Raw genomic sequence first — 16,292 nt, 5'->3', positions numbered from 1 at the left:
TCCGTCTCCCGGTTCCAGTTAAGCCGCAGGTAGACGGCGGCCGCGACGGTTATCCACAAGCCGCCGAATTTCGATCTTCGCTGGTTGCGGGTAATATCTCGGCGTGTCTTCCCACCGCTTGACTCGCTGGGTAGGCCCGGGGGTTTCTGCAGTGTTCACCACCGCCGGCCTGCTCATTTCCCCGCCCGCTACGCCGGTCGCGGCCGCCGATGACTGCCCGAACGTCGAGGTCATCTTCGCCCGCGGCACCAACGAGCCGCCCGGCATGGGCCGGGTCGGCGATGCGTTCGTCGACGCGCTGAAGCAAGACACCCCCGGCCTGACGTATGACACCTACGGGGTGAACTACGCCGCCAGCAAGCTGCAGCTGCACGGCGGCGACGGCGCCAACGACACGATCAACCGCGTCAAGGCGGCGGTGGCCAAGTGCCCGAACGTCAAGATCGTCCTGGGCGGCTACTCGCAGGGCGCGTCGGTGATGGACATCGTCGCCGGCGTCCCGATCGGCGGCATCAACTGGGGCAACTCGCTGCCGCCCGAGTACGCCAAGAACGTCGTGGCCGTCGCGACCTTCGGCGACGTCGCCGACCGCGCGGGCGGGACGCTGCCGAGCCAGAGCGCACTGCTCGGGTCCAAGGCGATCGACCTGTGCAACCCCGAGGACCCGATCTGCCACGCGGGCCCGGGCAACGAGTGGAGCGGGCACACGGAGGGCTACGTCCCGCTGTACACCACGCAGGCGGCCTCTTTCGTCGCGTCCAAGCTGATGGCGGGTTCCTACCCGCAGGTCCCTGGCTACGGCCCGCAGACACCGGGTTACGGGCCGCAGACCCCGGGCTCGGGCCCCTCGGTCCCTGGAAACGTCCCCGCGCCGAACGCGCCTGTGGTTCCTAACACCCCGGATACGCCGAATCCTCAAGCGCCCCTTGTCTAAATCGTTATCGAGGCTTGATTTTGGGCCCGTAGCCTCGTCGTGTGAGGCTTATCCGCTTGGGGCTGACTGTCGCATTCCTTGCGGCGGTAGCGGTTTTCGTCGTCCCGAAGCTGTTGCCCCTCGCTTCGGCGTCGTGCCCCGACGTCGAGGTGGTGTTCGCCCGCGGCACCGACGAGCCGCCGGGTGTCGGCAAAGTGGGCCAGGCCTTCGTCTCCTCGCTGCGCCAGGACACCCGCAAAAGCGTTGGTGCGTACGGGGTTAACTACCCGGCCAACAAGGACTTCCTGGCCGCCACCGACGGCGCGAACGACGCCAGCAACCACATCCAGCAGATGGCCAACAACTGCCCCAACACCAAGATCGTGCTCGGCGGGTACTCCCAGGGCGCGGCCGTCGTCGACATCGTCACCGCCGCACCGCTTCCCGGGTTCGGTTTCCGCCAGCCGCTGCCGGCCGCCGCCGCCAATCACGTCGCCGCCGTCGCCCTGTTCGGGAACCCGTCGGCCCGGGCGGGCGGGTTGATGAGCGCCCTGACACCGGATTTCGACGGCAAGACCATCGACCTGTGCAACACCGGCGACCCGATCTGCTCCAACGGCAACAAGTGGAGCGCGCACCTGGGCTACGTGCCCACGTTGACCAACCAGGCCGCGAGCTTCGTCGCGACCCGCGTCTGACCCCGATGGCGGCGACCCGCTTCGCCCGGCTCTGCCGCGCTCGCGATCACCGCTAGCTGGGCGTGCGCAAATCCCGCGTGATCAATATCCGCGCGGCAAGTTCGTCGTCCGGTGGGTAATCGACGCCGATCATCGTCAACCCGTGCGCCGGTGCGGCGGCGAAGTCGCTGGACCGGTCGGTGGCGGACAGCAAGTCGCGGCACCATGAGGTGGGGCGGCGGTGCTCCCCGACGGCCAGCAGCGCCCCGACCAGCGAGCGCACCATCGACCAGCAGAACGCGTCGGCACTGACGTGCGCGGTGATCAGGTCGCCGTCGCGCGACCAGTCCAGCCGCTGCAGGTCACGGATGGTGGTCGCCCCCTCCCGTTGCCGGCAGAATGCGGCAAAGTCGTGCAGCCCCAACAGGTCTCGCGACGCCGCCGCCATGGCGTCGACGTCGAGGTCGCGCGGCCACGCGGTGACGTAGCGCGCCAATTGCGGCTGCACGCCGTAGGGCGCCGTCGACAGCCGGTACTCATAGTGGCGGCGCAGCGCGGAGAACCGGGCGTCGAAACCGTCGGGGGCGCGGGCGATTTCGAGCACCCGCACGTCGGTAGGCAGGAACCGGCCGAGTCGGCGCAGCAGCGGTAGGAACTCCGGCTCACCGGCGCGCGGGGAGCGGGGGTAGGCGTTCGGCAGCGCGTCGGCGGGCACGTCGACGTGGGCGACCTGCCCGGTGGCGTGGACCCCGGTGTCGGTCCGCCCGGCGGCGCGCAGCCGCACCGGAATGCGGAAGACCGTCGTCAGCGCCTCATCGAGGACGCCGGCGACGGTCCGCTGTCCGGCCTGGGTTGCCCAGCCGGCGAATTCCGTTCCGTCGTAGGCGATGTCAAGCCGCAGACGGACGTCCGCGCTAACTCTCGTCAGCCTCGTCGGCCTCTTCGGCCTTCTCGGCCTCGGCCCGCGCGGCCACGGCCTCGTCGTGCTTTTCCTCGGCGGCAGCCTCGGCCTCCGTGGCCTCGGTCTCCGTGGCCTCGGTCTCCGTGGCCTCGACGGCTTCCGGCTCGACGGCGTCGTCGGCCGTCGGACCCTCCGCCGCCTCGGGCTCGACCGCGGCCTGCGGCGCCGCCGCTGCCGCCACCGGTGCCGCCTTCTTCGACGCCTTCACCCTGCGCGCGCGGTCGGCCTCCGACGTCACCGTCTTCTCCCGGACCAGCTCGATCACGGCCATCGGGGCGTTGTCGCCCTTGCGCGCCTCGACCTTGATGATGCGCGTGTAGCCGCCGTTGCGGTCGGCGTAGAACGGCCCGATCTCCGCGAACAGCGCGTGCACCACGTCCTTGTCGCGGATCTTCTTAAGAACCTCGCGACGGTTGTGCAGCGTGCCCTTCTTGGCGTGCGTGATCAGCTTCTCCGCGTAGGGGCGCAGCGCCCGAGCCTTGGGCTCGGTCGTCTTGATCCGGCCGTGCTCGAACAGCGACGTGGCCAGGTTGGCCAGCAGGGCCTTCTGGTGCGAGGACGACCCGCCGAGGCGAGGGCCCTTGGTGGGCTTGGGCATTGCGACTATCTCCTATTCGGGGCCGGCCCCCGTATCAGGTAGGGCCGGGACGGAATTGTGTTGTGTTACAGCTGTTCGGTTTCCGCGTAGTCCTGGTCGTCGTAGGCGGCCTCGGTGGACCAGGTGCCGGTGGCGACGTCGTAGCCCGCGACCTCCGACGGGTCGAAGGTGGCCGGGCTGTCCTTGAGCGACAGGCCCAGCTGGTGCAGCTTGACCTTGACCTCGTCGATGGACTTCTGGCCGAAGTTGCGGATGTCGAGCAGGTCGGACTCGGTGCGGCTGACCAGCTCGCCGACGGTGTGCACACCCTCGCGCTTGAGGCAGTTGTAGGACCGCACGGTCAGGTCCAGGTCGTCGATCGGCAGCGCGAACGACGCGATGTGGTCGGCCTCGGCCGGCGACGGCCCGATCTCGATGCCCTCGGCCTCGACGTTGAGTTCCCGTGCCAGGCCGAACAATTCGACCAGCGTCTTACCGGCCGACGCCAGCGCATCGCGCGGGGTGATCGAGCTCTTGGTCTCCACGTCCAGGATCAGCTTGTCGAAGTCGGTGCGCTGCTCGACACGGGTGGCGTCCACCTTGTAGGTGACCTTGAGCACCGGCGAGTAGATGGAATCGACCGGGATGCGGCCGATTTCGGCACCCGACGCCCGGTTCTGCACCGCCGGCACGTAGCCGCGGCCGCGCTCGACGACGAGCTCGACCTCGAGCTTGCCCTTGTCGTTCAGGGTCGCGATGTGCATGGCGGGGTTGTGCACGGTTACGCCGGCGGGCGGCACGATGTCACCCGCGGTGACCTCGCCCGGGCCCTGCTTGCGCAGGTACATGGTGACCGGCTCGTCCTCCTCCGAGGACACGACCAGGCCCTTGAGGTTCAGGATGATGTCGGTGACGTCTTCCTTGACGCCGGGCACGGTGGTGAACTCGTGCAGCACGCCGTCGATGCGGATGCTGGTGACGGCCGCGCCGGGGATCGACGACAGCAGCGTGCGCCGCAGCGAATTGCCCAGGGTGTAACCGAATCCGGGCTCCAGCGGTTCGATGACGAACTGGGACCGGGTGTCGGTGACGACTTCCTCGGACAGGGTGGGTCGCTGTGAGATCAGCATGGTGTTTCTTCTTCTCCTTCTCGGCACCCGCTATTTGATGCCGCCTAAGGTTTCGAGCCGGGCGGCCCGAAAGTTCTTTACTTCGAGTAGTACTCGACGATCAGCTGCTCGGTCAGCGGCACGTCGATCTGCGCGCGCTCGGGCAGCTGGTGGATGAGGATGCGCTGGCGCTCCCCCACCACCTGCAGCCAGCTCGGGATCGGGCGGTCGCCCGCGGTCTCCCGCGCGATCTGGAACGGCACCGTGTTCAGCGACTTGTCCCGCACCTCGATGATGTCGTACTGCGACACCCGGTAGCTGGGAACGTCGACCTTCACGCCGTTGACCGAGAAGTGGCCGTGGGTGACGAGCTGGCGGGCCATCCGTCGGGTGCGCGCCAGCCCGGCGCGGTAGACGACGTTGTCCAGCCGGCTCTCGAGGATGCGCAGCAGTTCCTCACCGGTCTTGCCGGGCTGCCGAACGGCCTCTTCGTAGTAGCGGCGGAACTGCTTTTCCATCACGCCGTAGGTGAAGCGGGCCTTCTGCTTCTCCTGCAGCTGCAGCAGGTACTCGCTCTCCTTGATCCGCGCCCGGCCGTGCTGGCCGGGTGGGTAGGGGCGCTTCTCGAAGGCCTGGTCGCCACCGACGAGGTCGGTGCGCAGCCGGCGCGACTTGCGGGTGATGGGTCCGGTGTAACGAGCCATGATTTTTTTCCTAGACCCTTCTGCGCTTCGGCGGACGGCATCCGTTGTGCGGCTGCGGGGTGACGTCGGAGATCGCGCCCACCTCCAGGCCGGCGGCCTGCAGCGACCGGATCGCGGTCTCCCGGCCCGAGCCCGGGCCCTTCACGAACACGTCGACCTTGCGCACGCCGTGCTCCTGGGCCTTGCGCGCCGCGTTCTCGGCGGCCAGCTGCGCGGCGAACGGGGTCGATTTCCGCGAGCCCTTGAAGCCGACGTGGCCCGACGACGCCCAGGCGATGACGTTGCCCTGCGGGTCGGTGATCGTCACGATCGTGTTGTTGAACGTGCTCTTGATGTGCGCGGCGCCGTGCGGAATATTCTTCTTTTCCCGCTTGCGGGTCTTGTGCTGCCCCTTCTTGGCGGAGCTTCCCTGCGCTTTTTTAGCTGGTGGCATCGGTTTCTACCTGGCCTTCTTCTTGCCTGCAATGGTGCGCTTGGGGCCCTTGCGGGTGCGCGCGTTGGTCTTGGTGCGCTGGCCGCGCACCGGCAGGCCGCGGCGGTGCCGCAGGCCCTGGTAGCAGCCGATCTCGATCTTGCGGCGGATGTCGGCCTGCACCTCGCGGCGCAGGTCGCCCTCCACCTTGAGGTTGGCCTCGATGTAGTCGCGCAGGTGGGTCACCTGGTCATCGGTGAGGTCCCGGGTGCGCAGGTCCTTGTCGATGCCGGTGGCGGCCAGGATTTCGTTGGCGCGGGTACGGCCGACGCCGAAGATGTACGTCAGCGCGATCTCCATCCGCTTGTCGCGCGGGAGATCGACGCCTACTAGTCGAGCCATAGGTGGCGTTTCCTCTTATCTCATGCGGAGGTCTGATCCCAGCCCGTTCCCGATGTCATCGGGGTCCGGCCTCCGTCCGGACGTGGGTGAGCTGGCCCATCTCTAAAGATGCGAGCCGCTCAGTGGTGCTGGAAGGTCATCATTTAGTTGTTCAGAAGGCGGGAGCTAGCCCTGCCGCTGCTTGTGGCGCGGATCGGAGCAGATCACCATGACCCGCCCATGCCGACGGATCACCCTGCACTTGTCGCAAATCGGCTTCACGCTGGGGTTGACCTTCACGGCTTTTCGATCCTGTTCTCGTCGTTCGTTGGTTACTTGTACCGGTACACGATGCGGCCCCGGGACAGGTCGTAGGGAGACAACTCCACCACCACCCGGTCCTCGGGCAGGATGCGGATGTAGTGCTGCCGCATCTTGCCGCTGATGTGGGCAAGCACCTTGTGGCCGTTCTCCAACTCAATGCGGAACATCGCATTGGGCAGGGGCTCGACCACGCGGCCCTCGACCTCGATGGCGCCGTCCTTCTTGGCCATACTTGTCAGAAATCCTCGTCATTCGTTTCGATCGCTTTAGCGCCCGGTTCGGCGCGAGATATACACCGACTTCGAACGTGAGCCGGTGACAGGAAATTCCTAGGGACTGGGCACACAAAAAGTCGGCGCGGAAATCGCACCGTTGGTCAATGGTACCTGGTAATGGGCCCTACCCAAAATCGCTGTCGGAGAAATCGGCGGCGCCTTCACGACCTGCCGGACCCGGCCTGACGAGGGCATACTTGACGGCGATGAGCAGCCCCGCAGGCGTTACCGCAGAGCCCCGCAAACCCGTCCTCCTGACCGTCGACGACGACCCCTCCGTCTCCCGCGCGGTCGCGCGCGACCTGCGTCGCCATTACGGCGACCGGCACCGGATCGTGCGCACCGAATCGGGCCCCGACGCCCTGGAGACGCTCAAGGAGCTCAAGCTGCGGGGCGAGACCGTGGCGGTGCTGATCGCCGACTACCGGATGCCGCAGATGAGCGGCATCGAATTCCTCGAACAGGCGATGGACCTCTACCCGGCGGCGCGGCGGGTGCTGCTCACCGCCTACGCCGACACCCACGCCGCGATCGACGCGATCAACGTCGTGGACCTCGACCACTACCTGCTCAAACCGTGGGACCCGCCGCAGGAGAAGTTCTACCCCGTCATCGACGGGCTGCTGGACGCCTGGCGGGCGGCGCCGGAACACCCCATCCCGCACACCAAGGTGATCGGGCACCGTTGGTCGGAGCGGTCCTGGCAGGTGCGCGACTTCCTGGCCCGCAACGGGCTGCACTACTCGTGGTTCATGGCCGACGATCCCGACGGCGAGCGGCTGCTGAAGGCCGCCGGCGCGGATTGCCGGCGGCTTCCGGTCGTCGTCACCGAGCGCGGCGACACCCTGGTCGAACCGACCGACGCCGAGCTGGCCGACACCCTGGGTCTGACCACGACGCCGTCGCAGGAGTTCTACGACCTGATCGTCATCGGCGGCGGGCCGGCGGGCCTGGCCGCCGCCGTCTACGGCGCGTCCGAGGGGCTGCGCACGGTGCTGATCGAACGCACCGCGACGGGCGGGCAGGCGGGCCAGAGCTCACGCATCGAGAACTACCTCGGCTTCCCCGACGGGGTGTCGGGGGGCCAGCTGGCCGAGCGCGCGCGCCGGCAGGCCGAGAAGTTCGGCGCGGAGCTCATCACCGCCCGCACCGCGACGGCGCTCGAGGTCAACGGCCCGAAGCGCACCGTGCGGTTCGCCGACGGCGGGTCCATCGACGCGCACGCGGTCATCCTGGCCACCGGTGTCGCCTATCGCCAGCTGCCCGCCGAGGGCTGCAGCGAGCTCACCGGCCGCGGCGTCTACTACGGGGCGGCCGTCTCCATCGCGTCCGAGTGCGCGGGCGAGGAGGTCTACGTCGTCGGCGGGGCCAACTCCGCCGGGCAGGCCGCGATGTACCTCTCCCGCGAGGCCAAGGCGGTGACGATCGTGGTGCGCGGCCCGTCGCTCGAGGCCTCGATGTCGTACTACCTGATCCAGCAGATCGAGCAGCGGCCCAACATAACGGTGCGCACGTGCACCGAGGTGCGCCGCGCCGTCGGGGCGGACCACCTGCAGCGGCTGATCCTGGTCGACAACCAGACCGGGGACACCGAGGACGTCACCTGCGCACGGATGTTCATCTTCATCGGGGCGGCGCCGCGCACCGAATGGCTGGACGGGGTGGTCGCCCGCGACGACCACGGCTTCATCCTCACCGGACCGGACCTGCGCAACGTGTGTGGCTGGACGCTGGATCGGCCGCCGCACCACCTGGAGACCAGCGTGCCGGGCGTCTTCGCCACCGGTGACGTGCGGGCCGAGTCGGCCAAGCGCGTCGCGGCCGCGGTCGGAGAGGGATCGATGGCCGTCATGCTGGTGCACCGCTACCTGGCCGAGAGCTAGGCGGGGCCATGACCGCCAAGACGCCGTGCGAGCCCGACGAGCTGCGCAGCCTGTTCCTGTTCGAGGCGCTCACCGACGAGCAGCTCGCGGTGTTGTGCGCAGCGGGTCACATCGAGAACTACGAACCGGGCCCGATCTGCGTCGAGGGCGAGCCGGCGACCTGCTTCTACGTCCTCATCGAGGGCGAGTTGACGATGTCCAAGCTCTCCGGCGGACAGGACATCGAAACCAACCGCACCTCGCAGCGCGGTGTCTACTGCGGCGCCTGGCGGGCGTTCACCGGTGGGAAGCAGAAGAGCTACGACGCCTCGGTGCACGTGACCAAGCCGTCGCGGTTCTTCGTGATGGACGCCCCGGTGTTCGCCCAGTTCATGAAGGACCAGTTCCCGATGGCCGTCCACCTGCTCGACGGCATCGCCGTCGGCACCGACCGGACCAGGCGGATCATCGACAACCGGGAGAAGCTGCTGGCGCTGGGCCGGCTTTCGGCCGGGCTGACCCATCAGCTGAACAACCCCGCGGCGGCCATCGCCCGGGCGGCGGCCGACCTGCGCGGCCGGGTCGCCGGCATGCGGGGCAAGCTGGCCATGCTCGCCGACGGCACCGTCAGCCCCGAGGCCCTCAGCGCCCTGGTCCACCTCCAGCAAGGGGTGGCCGAGCAGGTCGCCAAGTCGGCTACAGAAAACCTGAGCGCGATGGAAACCGCCGACCGCGAGGACGCCGTCGGCGACTGGCTGGAAGAGCACGGTGTCGAGGGCGGCTGGGACATCGCGCCGACCTTCGTCGAAGGCGGCGTCGACACCGACTGGCTGGAGCGGATTTCCACGGTCAGCGAGGAACTCGCGTCGACGTCGTTGGAGGAGGCGATCCGGTGGATCAACTACACCATCGAGAGCGAGCTGCTGATGAACCAGATTCTGGAAGCGAGCAAACGGATTTCGGCGTTGGTCGCCGACGCCAAGCAGTATTCGCAACTTGACCGCGCCCCGTTCCAGGTGGCCAACATCCACGAACTGCTGCGCAGCACGCTAGTGATGTTCGCCGACCGGTTGACCAAGGACGCTGGCCGGGAGGCCAGTAAAAATCCGGTGATCACCCTGGTGAAGGATTTCGACCAGTCGCTTCCCGAAATACCTTGCTACCCAGGCGATCTCAACCAGGTGTGGACCAACATCATCGACAACGCGCTCGCCGCGATGCGCGAGCAGGGCGGCACGCTGACCGTCCGCACCTGCAGGGAGGGCGAGAACATGGTCCGCGTCGAGATCTGCGACACCGGCCCCGGGGTGCCCGAGGACGTGCGCGAGCACATCTTCGAACCGTTCTTCACCACCAAACCGTTCGGGGAAGGCACTGGCCTGGGTCTGGACCTGGCGTTCAACATCGTCGTCAAGAACCATCGGGGGGACCTGCGAGTGGAATCCGTGCCGGGCGATACCCGCTTCATCGTGCTGCTGCCGCTGGAGGCGCCGCCGGGCACGGATCCGGATCTCCCGGAATAGCCGCACCACCCGGCCGGTTGGGAACGACCATGACCAAACCCAACCTCGGCCGGTTCGGATCGTTCGGACGCGGCGTGACGCCCCAGCAAGCCAAAGAAATCGAATCCCTGGGTTACGGGGCGGTCTGGGTGGGCGGTTCCCCACCGGCCGAGCTGGCCTGGGTCGAACCCATCCTCGAGGCGACGACCACCCTGCAGGTGGCCACCGGCATCGTCAACATCTGGACGGCGGCCGCGGGGCCGGTCGCCGAGTCGTTCCACCGCATCGAGAAGGCCTACCCCGGCCGCTTCCTGCTGGGCATCGGCGTCGGACACCGGGAGGCCATCAGCGAGTACCAAAAGCCCTACGACGCCCTGGTCACCTACCTCGAGCAACTCGACGAACACGGCGTGCCGGCCGACCGGCGGGTGGTGGCGGCCCTGGGTCCTCGGGTGCTGAGGCTGGCGGCCGAACGCACCGCCGGCGCGCACCCCTACCTGACCACCCCCGAGCACACCGCGCGGGCCCGCGAGTCGATCGGCCCCTCGGCGTTCCTGGCGCCCGAACACAAGGTGGTGCTGACCACCGACCCGGAGGAGGCCCGCGCCGTCGGCCGCAAGGCGCTCGATATCTACTTCAACCTGGCCAACTACCGCAACAGCTGGAAGCGGCTCGGCTTCTCCGAGGACGAAGTCACCCGCCCGGGCAGCGACCGCCTGGTCGACTCCGTGGTGGCCTACGGCACGCCGGAGCAGATCGCCGCTCGGCTCAAAGAGCACCTGGACGCGGGCGCCGACCACGTGCCCGTGCAGGTCCTCACCAAGGATGAAAACCTGGTCTCGGCGCTGGCCGAATTGGCGGGGCCGCTCGGACTGGGCTGACGGACGCGAGGGGGATCTGGATGAGCGAGGCAGTTGCACTGAAACCCGACCTGGGGCGGTTTGGCGTCTGGCTGGGCACCCGCTCGATCTCGCCCGACCTGGCCGCCGAGATCGAGGCGCTCGGGTACGGCGCCGTCTGGGTCGGCGGCTCGCCCGACGCGGAACTCGCCTGGGTGGAGCCGGCCCTGGCGCGGACGAACTCGCTCCAGCTGGCGACCGGCATCGTCAACATCTGGTCGGCGCCGGCACCCGAGGTCGCCGAGTCCTTCGCCCGCATCGAAGGCGCCTACCCGGGCCGGTTCCTGCTCGGCGTCGGGGTGGGTCACCGCGAGCACACCCAGGAGTACGTCAAGCCGTACGACGCCCTGGTCAGCTACCTCGACACCCTCGACGCCGCGATGGTGCCCACCAGCCGGCGGGTGCTCGCGGCGCTGGGGCCGCGGGTGCTGCGGCTGGCGGCCGAACGCGCCGCCGGCGCGCACCCATACCTGACCACGCCCGAACACACGGCCAAGGCGCGCGAACAGGTGGGCGGGTCGGTGTTCCTGGCACCGGAGCACAAGGTGGTGCTGTCCACCGACCCCGAGAAGGCGCGCGCGATCGGCCGGCAGACCGTCGACTACTACCTGAAGCTGAGCAACTACGTGAACAACTGGCAGCGGCTGGGGTTCACCCAGGACGACGTCCGCAGCCCGGGCAGCGACAGGCTGATCGACGCCGTGGTGGCCCATGGCACCCCGGAGGACATTGCGCGGCGCCTCGGTGAACATTGCGAAGCCGGCGCCGATCACGTGGCGGTCCAGGTGCTGGGGACGGCAAACGACGAGGCGCTGGTGTCGGCGCTTCGCGAGCTGGCGGGGCCATTAGGGCTAACTGCCCCAAACTGATCATTCCGCTCGGTTAGGGTGTGTGACCATGCGATTGCTGGTCACCGGTGGAGCCGGCTTCATCGGCGCGAACTTCGTGCACAGCACGGTGCGCGAGCACCCCGAGGATTCCGTGACGGTGCTGGACGCCTTCACCTACGCCGGGCGGCGCGAGTCGCTGGCCGACGTCGAGGACGCAATCACGGTGGTGAAGGGCGACATCGCCGATGCGGCGCTGGTCGCCGCGCTGGTCGCCGAGTCCGACGCCGTCGTGCACTTCGCCGCCGAGACCCACGTCGACAACTCGCTGGAAGACCCGTGGACGACCCTGCAGACCAACGTGGTCGGGACCTTCGCGATCCTGCAGGCCGTGCGGCGCCACGATGTCCGGCTGCACCACGTCTCCACCGACGAGGTCTACGGCGATCTGGAGCTCGACGAGCCCAGCCGGTTCACCGAGTCGACGCCCTACAACCCGTCGAGCCCGTACTCGGCGACGAAGGCCGCCAGCGACCTGCTCGTCCGCGCCTGGGTGCGGTCCTACGGCGTGCGCGCGACGATCTCCAACTGCTCGAACAACTACGGGCCGTATCAGCACGTCGAAAAGTTCATCCCGCGCCAGATCACCAACGTGCTCACCGGGCGCCGCCCCAAGCTGTACGGAGGGGGCGCCAACGTTCGGGACTGGATCCACGTCGAGGACCACAACAGCGCGGTCCGGCGAATCCTGGAAAAGGGCGAGAACGGCCGGACCTACCTCATCGCCGCCGAGGGCGAGCGCGACAACCTGACGGTCATGCGCGCGATCCTGCAGGCGCTGGGACGCGATCCCGACGACTTCGACCACGTCACCGACCGCGCCGGCCACGACCTGCGGTATGCGATCGACCCGACCACGCTGTACAACGAATTGGGTTGGACGCCAAAGCATGCCAACTTTGAGGAGGGCCTGCGTGCCACCATCGAGTGGTATCGCGCGAACGAGTCGTGGTGGCGGCCCCTCAAGGAGGCCACCGAGGGCCGCTACGAAGAACGGGGTCAGTGACATGAAAGTTCGAGAGCTCGCCGTCCCGGGCGCGTGGGAAATCACTCCCACCATTCACGGTGACTCCCGCGGCTACTTCTTCGAATGGCTCACCGACCGCGACTTCACCGCGTTCGCCGGCCACCGGCTCGACGTGCGGCAGGCCAACTGCTCGGTGTCGTCGGCCGGCGTGCTGCGCGGACTGCACTTCGCCCAGCTGCCACCGAGCCAGGCGAAATACGTGACCTGCCTGTCCGGTTCGGTCTTCGACGTCGTCGTCGACATCCGAGTGGGCTCACCGACTTTTGGGCAGTGGGACTCGGTTCTGCTCGACGACCAGGACCGCCGGACGATCTACATCTCCGAGGGCCTCGGGCACGCCTTCCTTGCGCTGCAAGACAATTCGACCGTCATGTACCTGTGCTCGACGGAATACAAGCCGCAACGCGAGCACACCATCTGCGCGACGGACCCGGCGCTGGCCATCGACTGGCCGCTGGTCGACGGCGTCACCCCCAGCCTGTCCGACCGCGACGCCGCGGCCCCGAGCCTGGACGAGGTCCGCGCCTCCGGCCTGCTACCCACCTGGGAGGAGGCGCAACGGTTCGCCGCCGGCCTGCGTGGGGAATTCAACGAGGCGTGAGCTTCACCGGGAAGGTCGCATTCGTCACCGGCGGCGCGTCCGGCATCGGCGCCGCGCTGGCCACCAAGCTGGCCGACGGGGGCGCCGAGGTCTGGATCGCCGATCGCCAACTCGAGGCGGCACAGGAACTGGCGCAGCGCCTCGGCACCGGTGGCGGTAAGGCGCACGCGATCGAGCTCGACGTGCGCGACTACCCCGCGTTCGAGCGCGCCGTCACCGAGGCGGCGCGGCCATCGGGGCGGATCGACTACCTGTTCAACAACGCCGGCATCGGGGTGGGCGGCGAGGTCGACTCGTACACCATCGGCGACTGGAACGACGTCCTCGACGTGAACCTGCACGGCGTGATCCACGGTGTCCAGGCGGTGTACCCCATCATGATCCGGCAGCGCTCGGGCCACATCGTGAACACGGCCTCGATGGCCGGCCTGCTCCCCTCGCCCGGCGCGGTGAGCTACACCGCCGCCAAGCACGCCGTGGTCGCGATCTCGCGGGCGCTGCGGGTGGAGGCCGAACGCCATGGCATCAAGGTGTCGGTGCTGTGCCCCGGCGCCATCCGGACCCCGATCCTCACCGGCGGCGCTTACGGGCGGATGACCAAGACCGGCGCCAGCGACGAGGCGCTGCTCAAGTTTTGGGAGCCGATGCGGCCCATGGCTCCCGAGAAGTTCGCCGATCGCGTCCTTCGCGCCGTATCGCGCAATCACGCGATCATCATCGTGCCGGCGTGGTGGAAGGCATTTTGGTACCTGGACCGCCTCTCCCCGGCCATCTCGACGCAGGCCGCGCGACTCTCGTTGAAACGCTTACGCACAATGCAGCACACAACCCGCTGACCGCCGCCGCGTGGCCGAATTCCCGCTGAAAACAACCACTTTCGCCAGTTAGAAGCGTTAATATCCGCTTGTCGCTGTAGTCGGGCCGCGACCGCTTCATGTGCCGTTGCTGGAGGGGTCGGATGTCGTTTGTGTTGGCGGTTCCCGAAGTAATGACTGATGCCACAACAAGTTTGGCGAGCATCGAGTCGGCGATCAGGGCGGCCCAGGCGGCCGCTGCGGCGCCCACGACGGGCGTGCTCGCGGCGGCCGGCGACGAGGTGTCGACAGCCATCGCGGCGATGTTTTCGTCCTACGGCTCGGCGTATCAGACGCTCAGCGGCCAAGCCGCGGCGTTTCACACGCAGTTGGTGCAGACCCTCAACGCGGGGGCGGCGGCCTACGCGGCCACCGAGGCGGCCAACGCCTCGCCGCTGCAGACGCTCCAACAAGCCGTGCTGGGGCTGATCAACGCGCCGACCGACACCCTGCTGGGGCGCCCGCTAATCGGCAACGGCGCCAACGGCATAACGACCGCCCAGGGGGTGGGCACTCCCGGCGGTCCGGGCGGAATCTTGGCCGGCAATGGCGGCAACGGCGGCAACAGCACCGCCCCCGGGGCGCCCGGTGGCGCCGGCGGTCCCGCCGGCCTACTCCTCGGAAACGGCGGCAACGGCGGAACGGGCGGCCCCGCCGCGCTCGGCGGCGCCGGCGGCCCTGGCAGCTTGTTGGGCGCGCCCGGGGCTACCGGCGCTCCCGGCCTGGCCACCATCCCGCTCCAGCTGCAAGGCCAAGACCTGTATGTGAATATCTCGGTCGGCGGGGGGCCGACTGTGCCGGTGATCCTCGACACCGGATCCAAAGGCCTCATCCTGCCGCCCCAGGATGTCAATATCGCCAGCCTCGGCACCGCCACGGGACACGGCAGCACCACGTACGGCGGATTCGGCAACTACCTGACTGAGAATTACGACACCTACACGACGACGGTGAATTTCGGGAACGGAATCGTGACCGCACCGACGACCGTCGCGGTCGTCACCTCCATAACCCAGAACTTCATCTTCTCCTATCCGGCATCGCAGGCGCCCGCCATCTTGGGCGTCGGCGCCAACGGCTACGGTCCGACCAATTCCAGCCCGGTGACGGCGTTGCCGGGCGCCTTCGGTCAGGGTCTGCTCATCAACGAGCCCGCGGGGACCGTCAACTTTGGTCCCAACCCACTACCGTCGTACGCGTCGGTGACGGGGGCCCCGATCACCAACCTCGACATCCGGATCAATAACGGCGCCCTGCAACAAACCACCGGCGCGTACATCGATTCCGGCGGTCTGGGCGGCTCAGTGCCCGACAACCTGGGGCCGCCCAACTCGGGTGGATACCTTCCGGCGGGAACCACGGTCTCCGTCTACACGCCCGACGGGACGACGCTGCTGTACACCACGACGGTCGGGGCACAACAGACGAGCGTCGCGTCGAGTTTCCTGGGGGGTTTCTTCAACACCGGGATCGCGCCGTTCCTCCAGCATCCGATCTACCTCTCCTACGGCCCAACCGGTTTAGGGACAATGACCTTCGACACCTAAACCGCAAACGGTTCGATTGCCGCTGCTGACGCAGGCCGCGCGACTCACGGTCAAACTACGCGCGATCGCGTGAAAAACAGCGCTTCCAGCACCCGGAATCGCTAAGATCCGCTTGTCGCTGTATTCGGGCCGCGACCGCTTCATGTGCCGTTGCTGGAGGGGTCGGATGTCGTTTGTGTTGGCGGTTCCCGAAGTAATGTCTGATGCCACAACAACTTTGGCGAACCTCAGTTCGACTATCAGCGCGGCCCAGGCCGCGGCGGCGGGGCCCACGACGGGCCTGCTCGCGGCGGCCGGCGACGAGGTGTCGACGGCCATCGCGGCGATGTTTTCTCAATACGCTTCGGCGTATCAGACACTGAGCAGCCAGGCCGCCGCGTTTCACGTGCAGTTGGTGCAGACCCTCAACGCGGGGGCGGGCGCCTACGCGGCCACCGAGGCGGCCAACGCCACACCGCTGGAGGCGCTCCAGCAGGACGTGCTGGGCGTGATCAACGCGCCCACCGACACGCTGTTCGGGCGCCCGCTGATCGGCAACGGCGCCAACGGCATAACGACCGCCCAGGGCCTGGGAACTCCCGGCGGTCCGGGCGGATTCTTGGCCGGCAACGGCGGCAACGGTGGCAACAGCACCGCCACCGGCGCGCCCGGCGGCGCGGCCGGACCCGCGGGCTTTCTCGTCGGAAATGGCGGCAACGGCGGCACCGGTGGCCCCGCCGCGCTCGGCGGCGCCGGCGGCCGCGGCGGCCTGTTGTGGGGTGCCGCAACAGCGTGTCGGTG

19 protein-coding genes and 1 pseudogene are annotated in these 16,292 nt (G+C 68.2%); 12 read left to right on the top strand and 8 right to left on the bottom strand.

The genetic code is table 11. The annotated features are described in order from the left end of the window. Positions 1-103 precede the first annotated feature (103 nt). Both A5706_RS21925 and A5706_RS21920 read left to right on the top strand, forming a co-directional pair. Positions 104-934 (top strand): cutinase family protein, encoded by an 831-nt coding sequence (locus tag A5706_RS21925; RefSeq protein WP_068135231.1) that lies wholly within the window; start codon positions 104-106, stop codon positions 932-934. Between the two features lie 56 nt (positions 935-990). After that, the gene (locus tag A5706_RS21920; RefSeq protein ID WP_082964545.1) at positions 991-1,611 is read left to right on the top strand and encodes a cutinase family protein; all 621 of its coding nucleotides are present in this window, start codon (positions 991-993) and stop codon (positions 1,609-1,611) included. Positions 1,612-1,663: 52 nt separating this feature from the next. Here the strand turns inward: A5706_RS21920 and truA are convergent, their stop codons facing one another. The 8 genes from truA to infA all read right to left on the bottom strand — a co-directional run bounded on the left by truA (position 1,664) and on the right by infA (position 6,288). Further along, positions 1,664-2,593 (bottom strand): tRNA pseudouridine(38-40) synthase TruA, encoded by a 930-nt coding sequence (gene truA, locus A5706_RS21915; RefSeq protein WP_197517935.1) that lies wholly within the window; start codon positions 2,591-2,593, stop codon positions 1,664-1,666. After that, on the bottom strand, positions 2,505-3,149 hold the full coding sequence (gene rplQ / locus A5706_RS21910; protein ID WP_068135221.1) for a 50S ribosomal protein L17: 645 nt from the start codon (positions 3,147-3,149) through the stop codon (positions 2,505-2,507). Before rplQ ends, truA begins: the two co-directional genes overlap by 89 nt. A gap of 65 nt (positions 3,150-3,214) precedes the next feature. Further along, positions 3,215-4,258 carry a DNA-directed RNA polymerase subunit alpha gene (locus A5706_RS21905; RefSeq protein ID WP_067006072.1) on the bottom strand — a complete coding sequence of 348 codons (1,044 nt, stop codon included), beginning with the start codon at positions 4,256-4,258 and terminating at the stop codon, positions 3,215-3,217. Between the two features lie 77 nt (positions 4,259-4,335). Next, positions 4,336-4,941, bottom strand: coding sequence for a 30S ribosomal protein S4 (rpsD, locus tag A5706_RS21900; RefSeq protein WP_068135219.1), 606 nt, complete (start codon positions 4,939-4,941; stop codon positions 4,336-4,338). A 10-nt stretch (positions 4,942-4,951) separates the two neighbouring features. Further along, complete coding sequence (gene rpsK, locus A5706_RS21895) at positions 4,952-5,374, bottom strand: 30S ribosomal protein S11 (RefSeq protein ID WP_066933867.1); 423 nt, start codon at positions 5,372-5,374, stop codon at positions 4,952-4,954. Positions 5,375-5,380: 6 nt separating this feature from the next. Beyond that, a complete protein-coding gene (gene rpsM / locus A5706_RS21890; RefSeq protein ID WP_066907568.1) occupies positions 5,381-5,755 on the bottom strand; it encodes a 30S ribosomal protein S13 in 375 nt (124 codons plus the stop codon). 165 nt (positions 5,756-5,920) lie between these two features. Next, positions 5,921-6,034 carry a 50S ribosomal protein L36 gene (gene rpmJ, locus A5706_RS21885; RefSeq protein ID WP_003879483.1) on the bottom strand — a complete coding sequence of 38 codons (114 nt, stop codon included), beginning with the start codon at positions 6,032-6,034 and terminating at the stop codon, positions 5,921-5,923. 32 nt (positions 6,035-6,066) lie between these two features. Further along, positions 6,067-6,288, bottom strand: a complete 222-nt coding sequence (gene infA, locus A5706_RS21880) for a translation initiation factor IF-1 (protein WP_003418601.1) — start codon at positions 6,286-6,288, stop codon at positions 6,067-6,069. A gap of 251 nt (positions 6,289-6,539) precedes the next feature. Here infA and A5706_RS21875 point away from each other — a divergent pair, with 251 nt between their 5' ends. The 10 genes and pseudogenes from A5706_RS21875 to A5706_RS21835 form a co-directional block, all read left to right on the top strand. Next, positions 6,540-8,216: an FAD-dependent oxidoreductase gene (locus A5706_RS21875; RefSeq protein WP_068135216.1), complete on the top strand. Its 1,677-nt coding sequence runs from the start codon at positions 6,540-6,542 to the stop codon at positions 8,214-8,216. 8 nt (positions 8,217-8,224) lie between these two features. After that, positions 8,225-8,584 (top strand): annotated as a pseudogene (locus A5706_RS35325) (cyclic nucleotide-binding domain-containing protein); the annotation flags it as partial. 537 nt (positions 8,585-9,121) lie between these two features. Next, a complete protein-coding gene (locus A5706_RS35320) occupies positions 9,122-9,718 on the top strand; it encodes a sensor histidine kinase (protein WP_369831935.1) in 597 nt (198 codons plus the stop codon). Between the two features lie 29 nt (positions 9,719-9,747). After that, positions 9,748-10,578 (top strand): LLM class F420-dependent oxidoreductase, encoded by an 831-nt coding sequence (locus tag A5706_RS21865; protein ID WP_068135208.1) that lies wholly within the window; start codon positions 9,748-9,750, stop codon positions 10,576-10,578. A 20-nt stretch (positions 10,579-10,598) separates the two neighbouring features. Beyond that, positions 10,599-11,465, top strand: a complete 867-nt coding sequence (locus A5706_RS21860) for an LLM class F420-dependent oxidoreductase (RefSeq protein ID WP_068135205.1) — start codon at positions 10,599-10,601, stop codon at positions 11,463-11,465. Between the two features lie 28 nt (positions 11,466-11,493). Continuing rightward, entirely contained in the window at positions 11,494-12,489 is a 996-nt protein-coding gene (gene rfbB / locus A5706_RS21855; protein ID WP_068135202.1) for a dTDP-glucose 4,6-dehydratase, read from the top strand. A 1-nt stretch (position 12,490) separates the two neighbouring features. After that, entirely contained in the window at positions 12,491-13,111 is a 621-nt protein-coding gene (rfbC, locus tag A5706_RS21850) for a dTDP-4-dehydrorhamnose 3,5-epimerase (RefSeq protein WP_068135199.1), read from the top strand. Then, positions 13,108-13,947, top strand: coding sequence for an SDR family oxidoreductase (locus tag A5706_RS21845; RefSeq protein WP_197517933.1), 840 nt, complete (start codon positions 13,108-13,110; stop codon positions 13,945-13,947). The genes rfbC and A5706_RS21845 overlap by 4 nt, the downstream gene beginning before the upstream one ends. A gap of 122 nt (positions 13,948-14,069) precedes the next feature. Then, a complete protein-coding gene (locus A5706_RS21840; RefSeq protein ID WP_068135198.1) occupies positions 14,070-15,512 on the top strand; it encodes a PecA family PE domain-processing aspartic protease in 1,443 nt (480 codons plus the stop codon). Positions 15,513-15,678: 166 nt separating this feature from the next. Then, the coding region (locus tag A5706_RS21835; protein ID WP_156767270.1) for a PE family protein at positions 15,679-16,292 on the top strand (614 nt) is incomplete at its 3' end.

Origin of the sequence: Mycobacterium sp. E796 (assembly GCF_001672815.1) — a bacterium.
Taxonomy (GTDB): domain Bacteria; phylum Actinomycetota; class Actinomycetes; order Mycobacteriales; family Mycobacteriaceae; genus Mycobacterium.
Note: the sequence above shows the minus strand (reverse complement) of the source record. Positions and strands in the feature narration are given on the sequence as shown.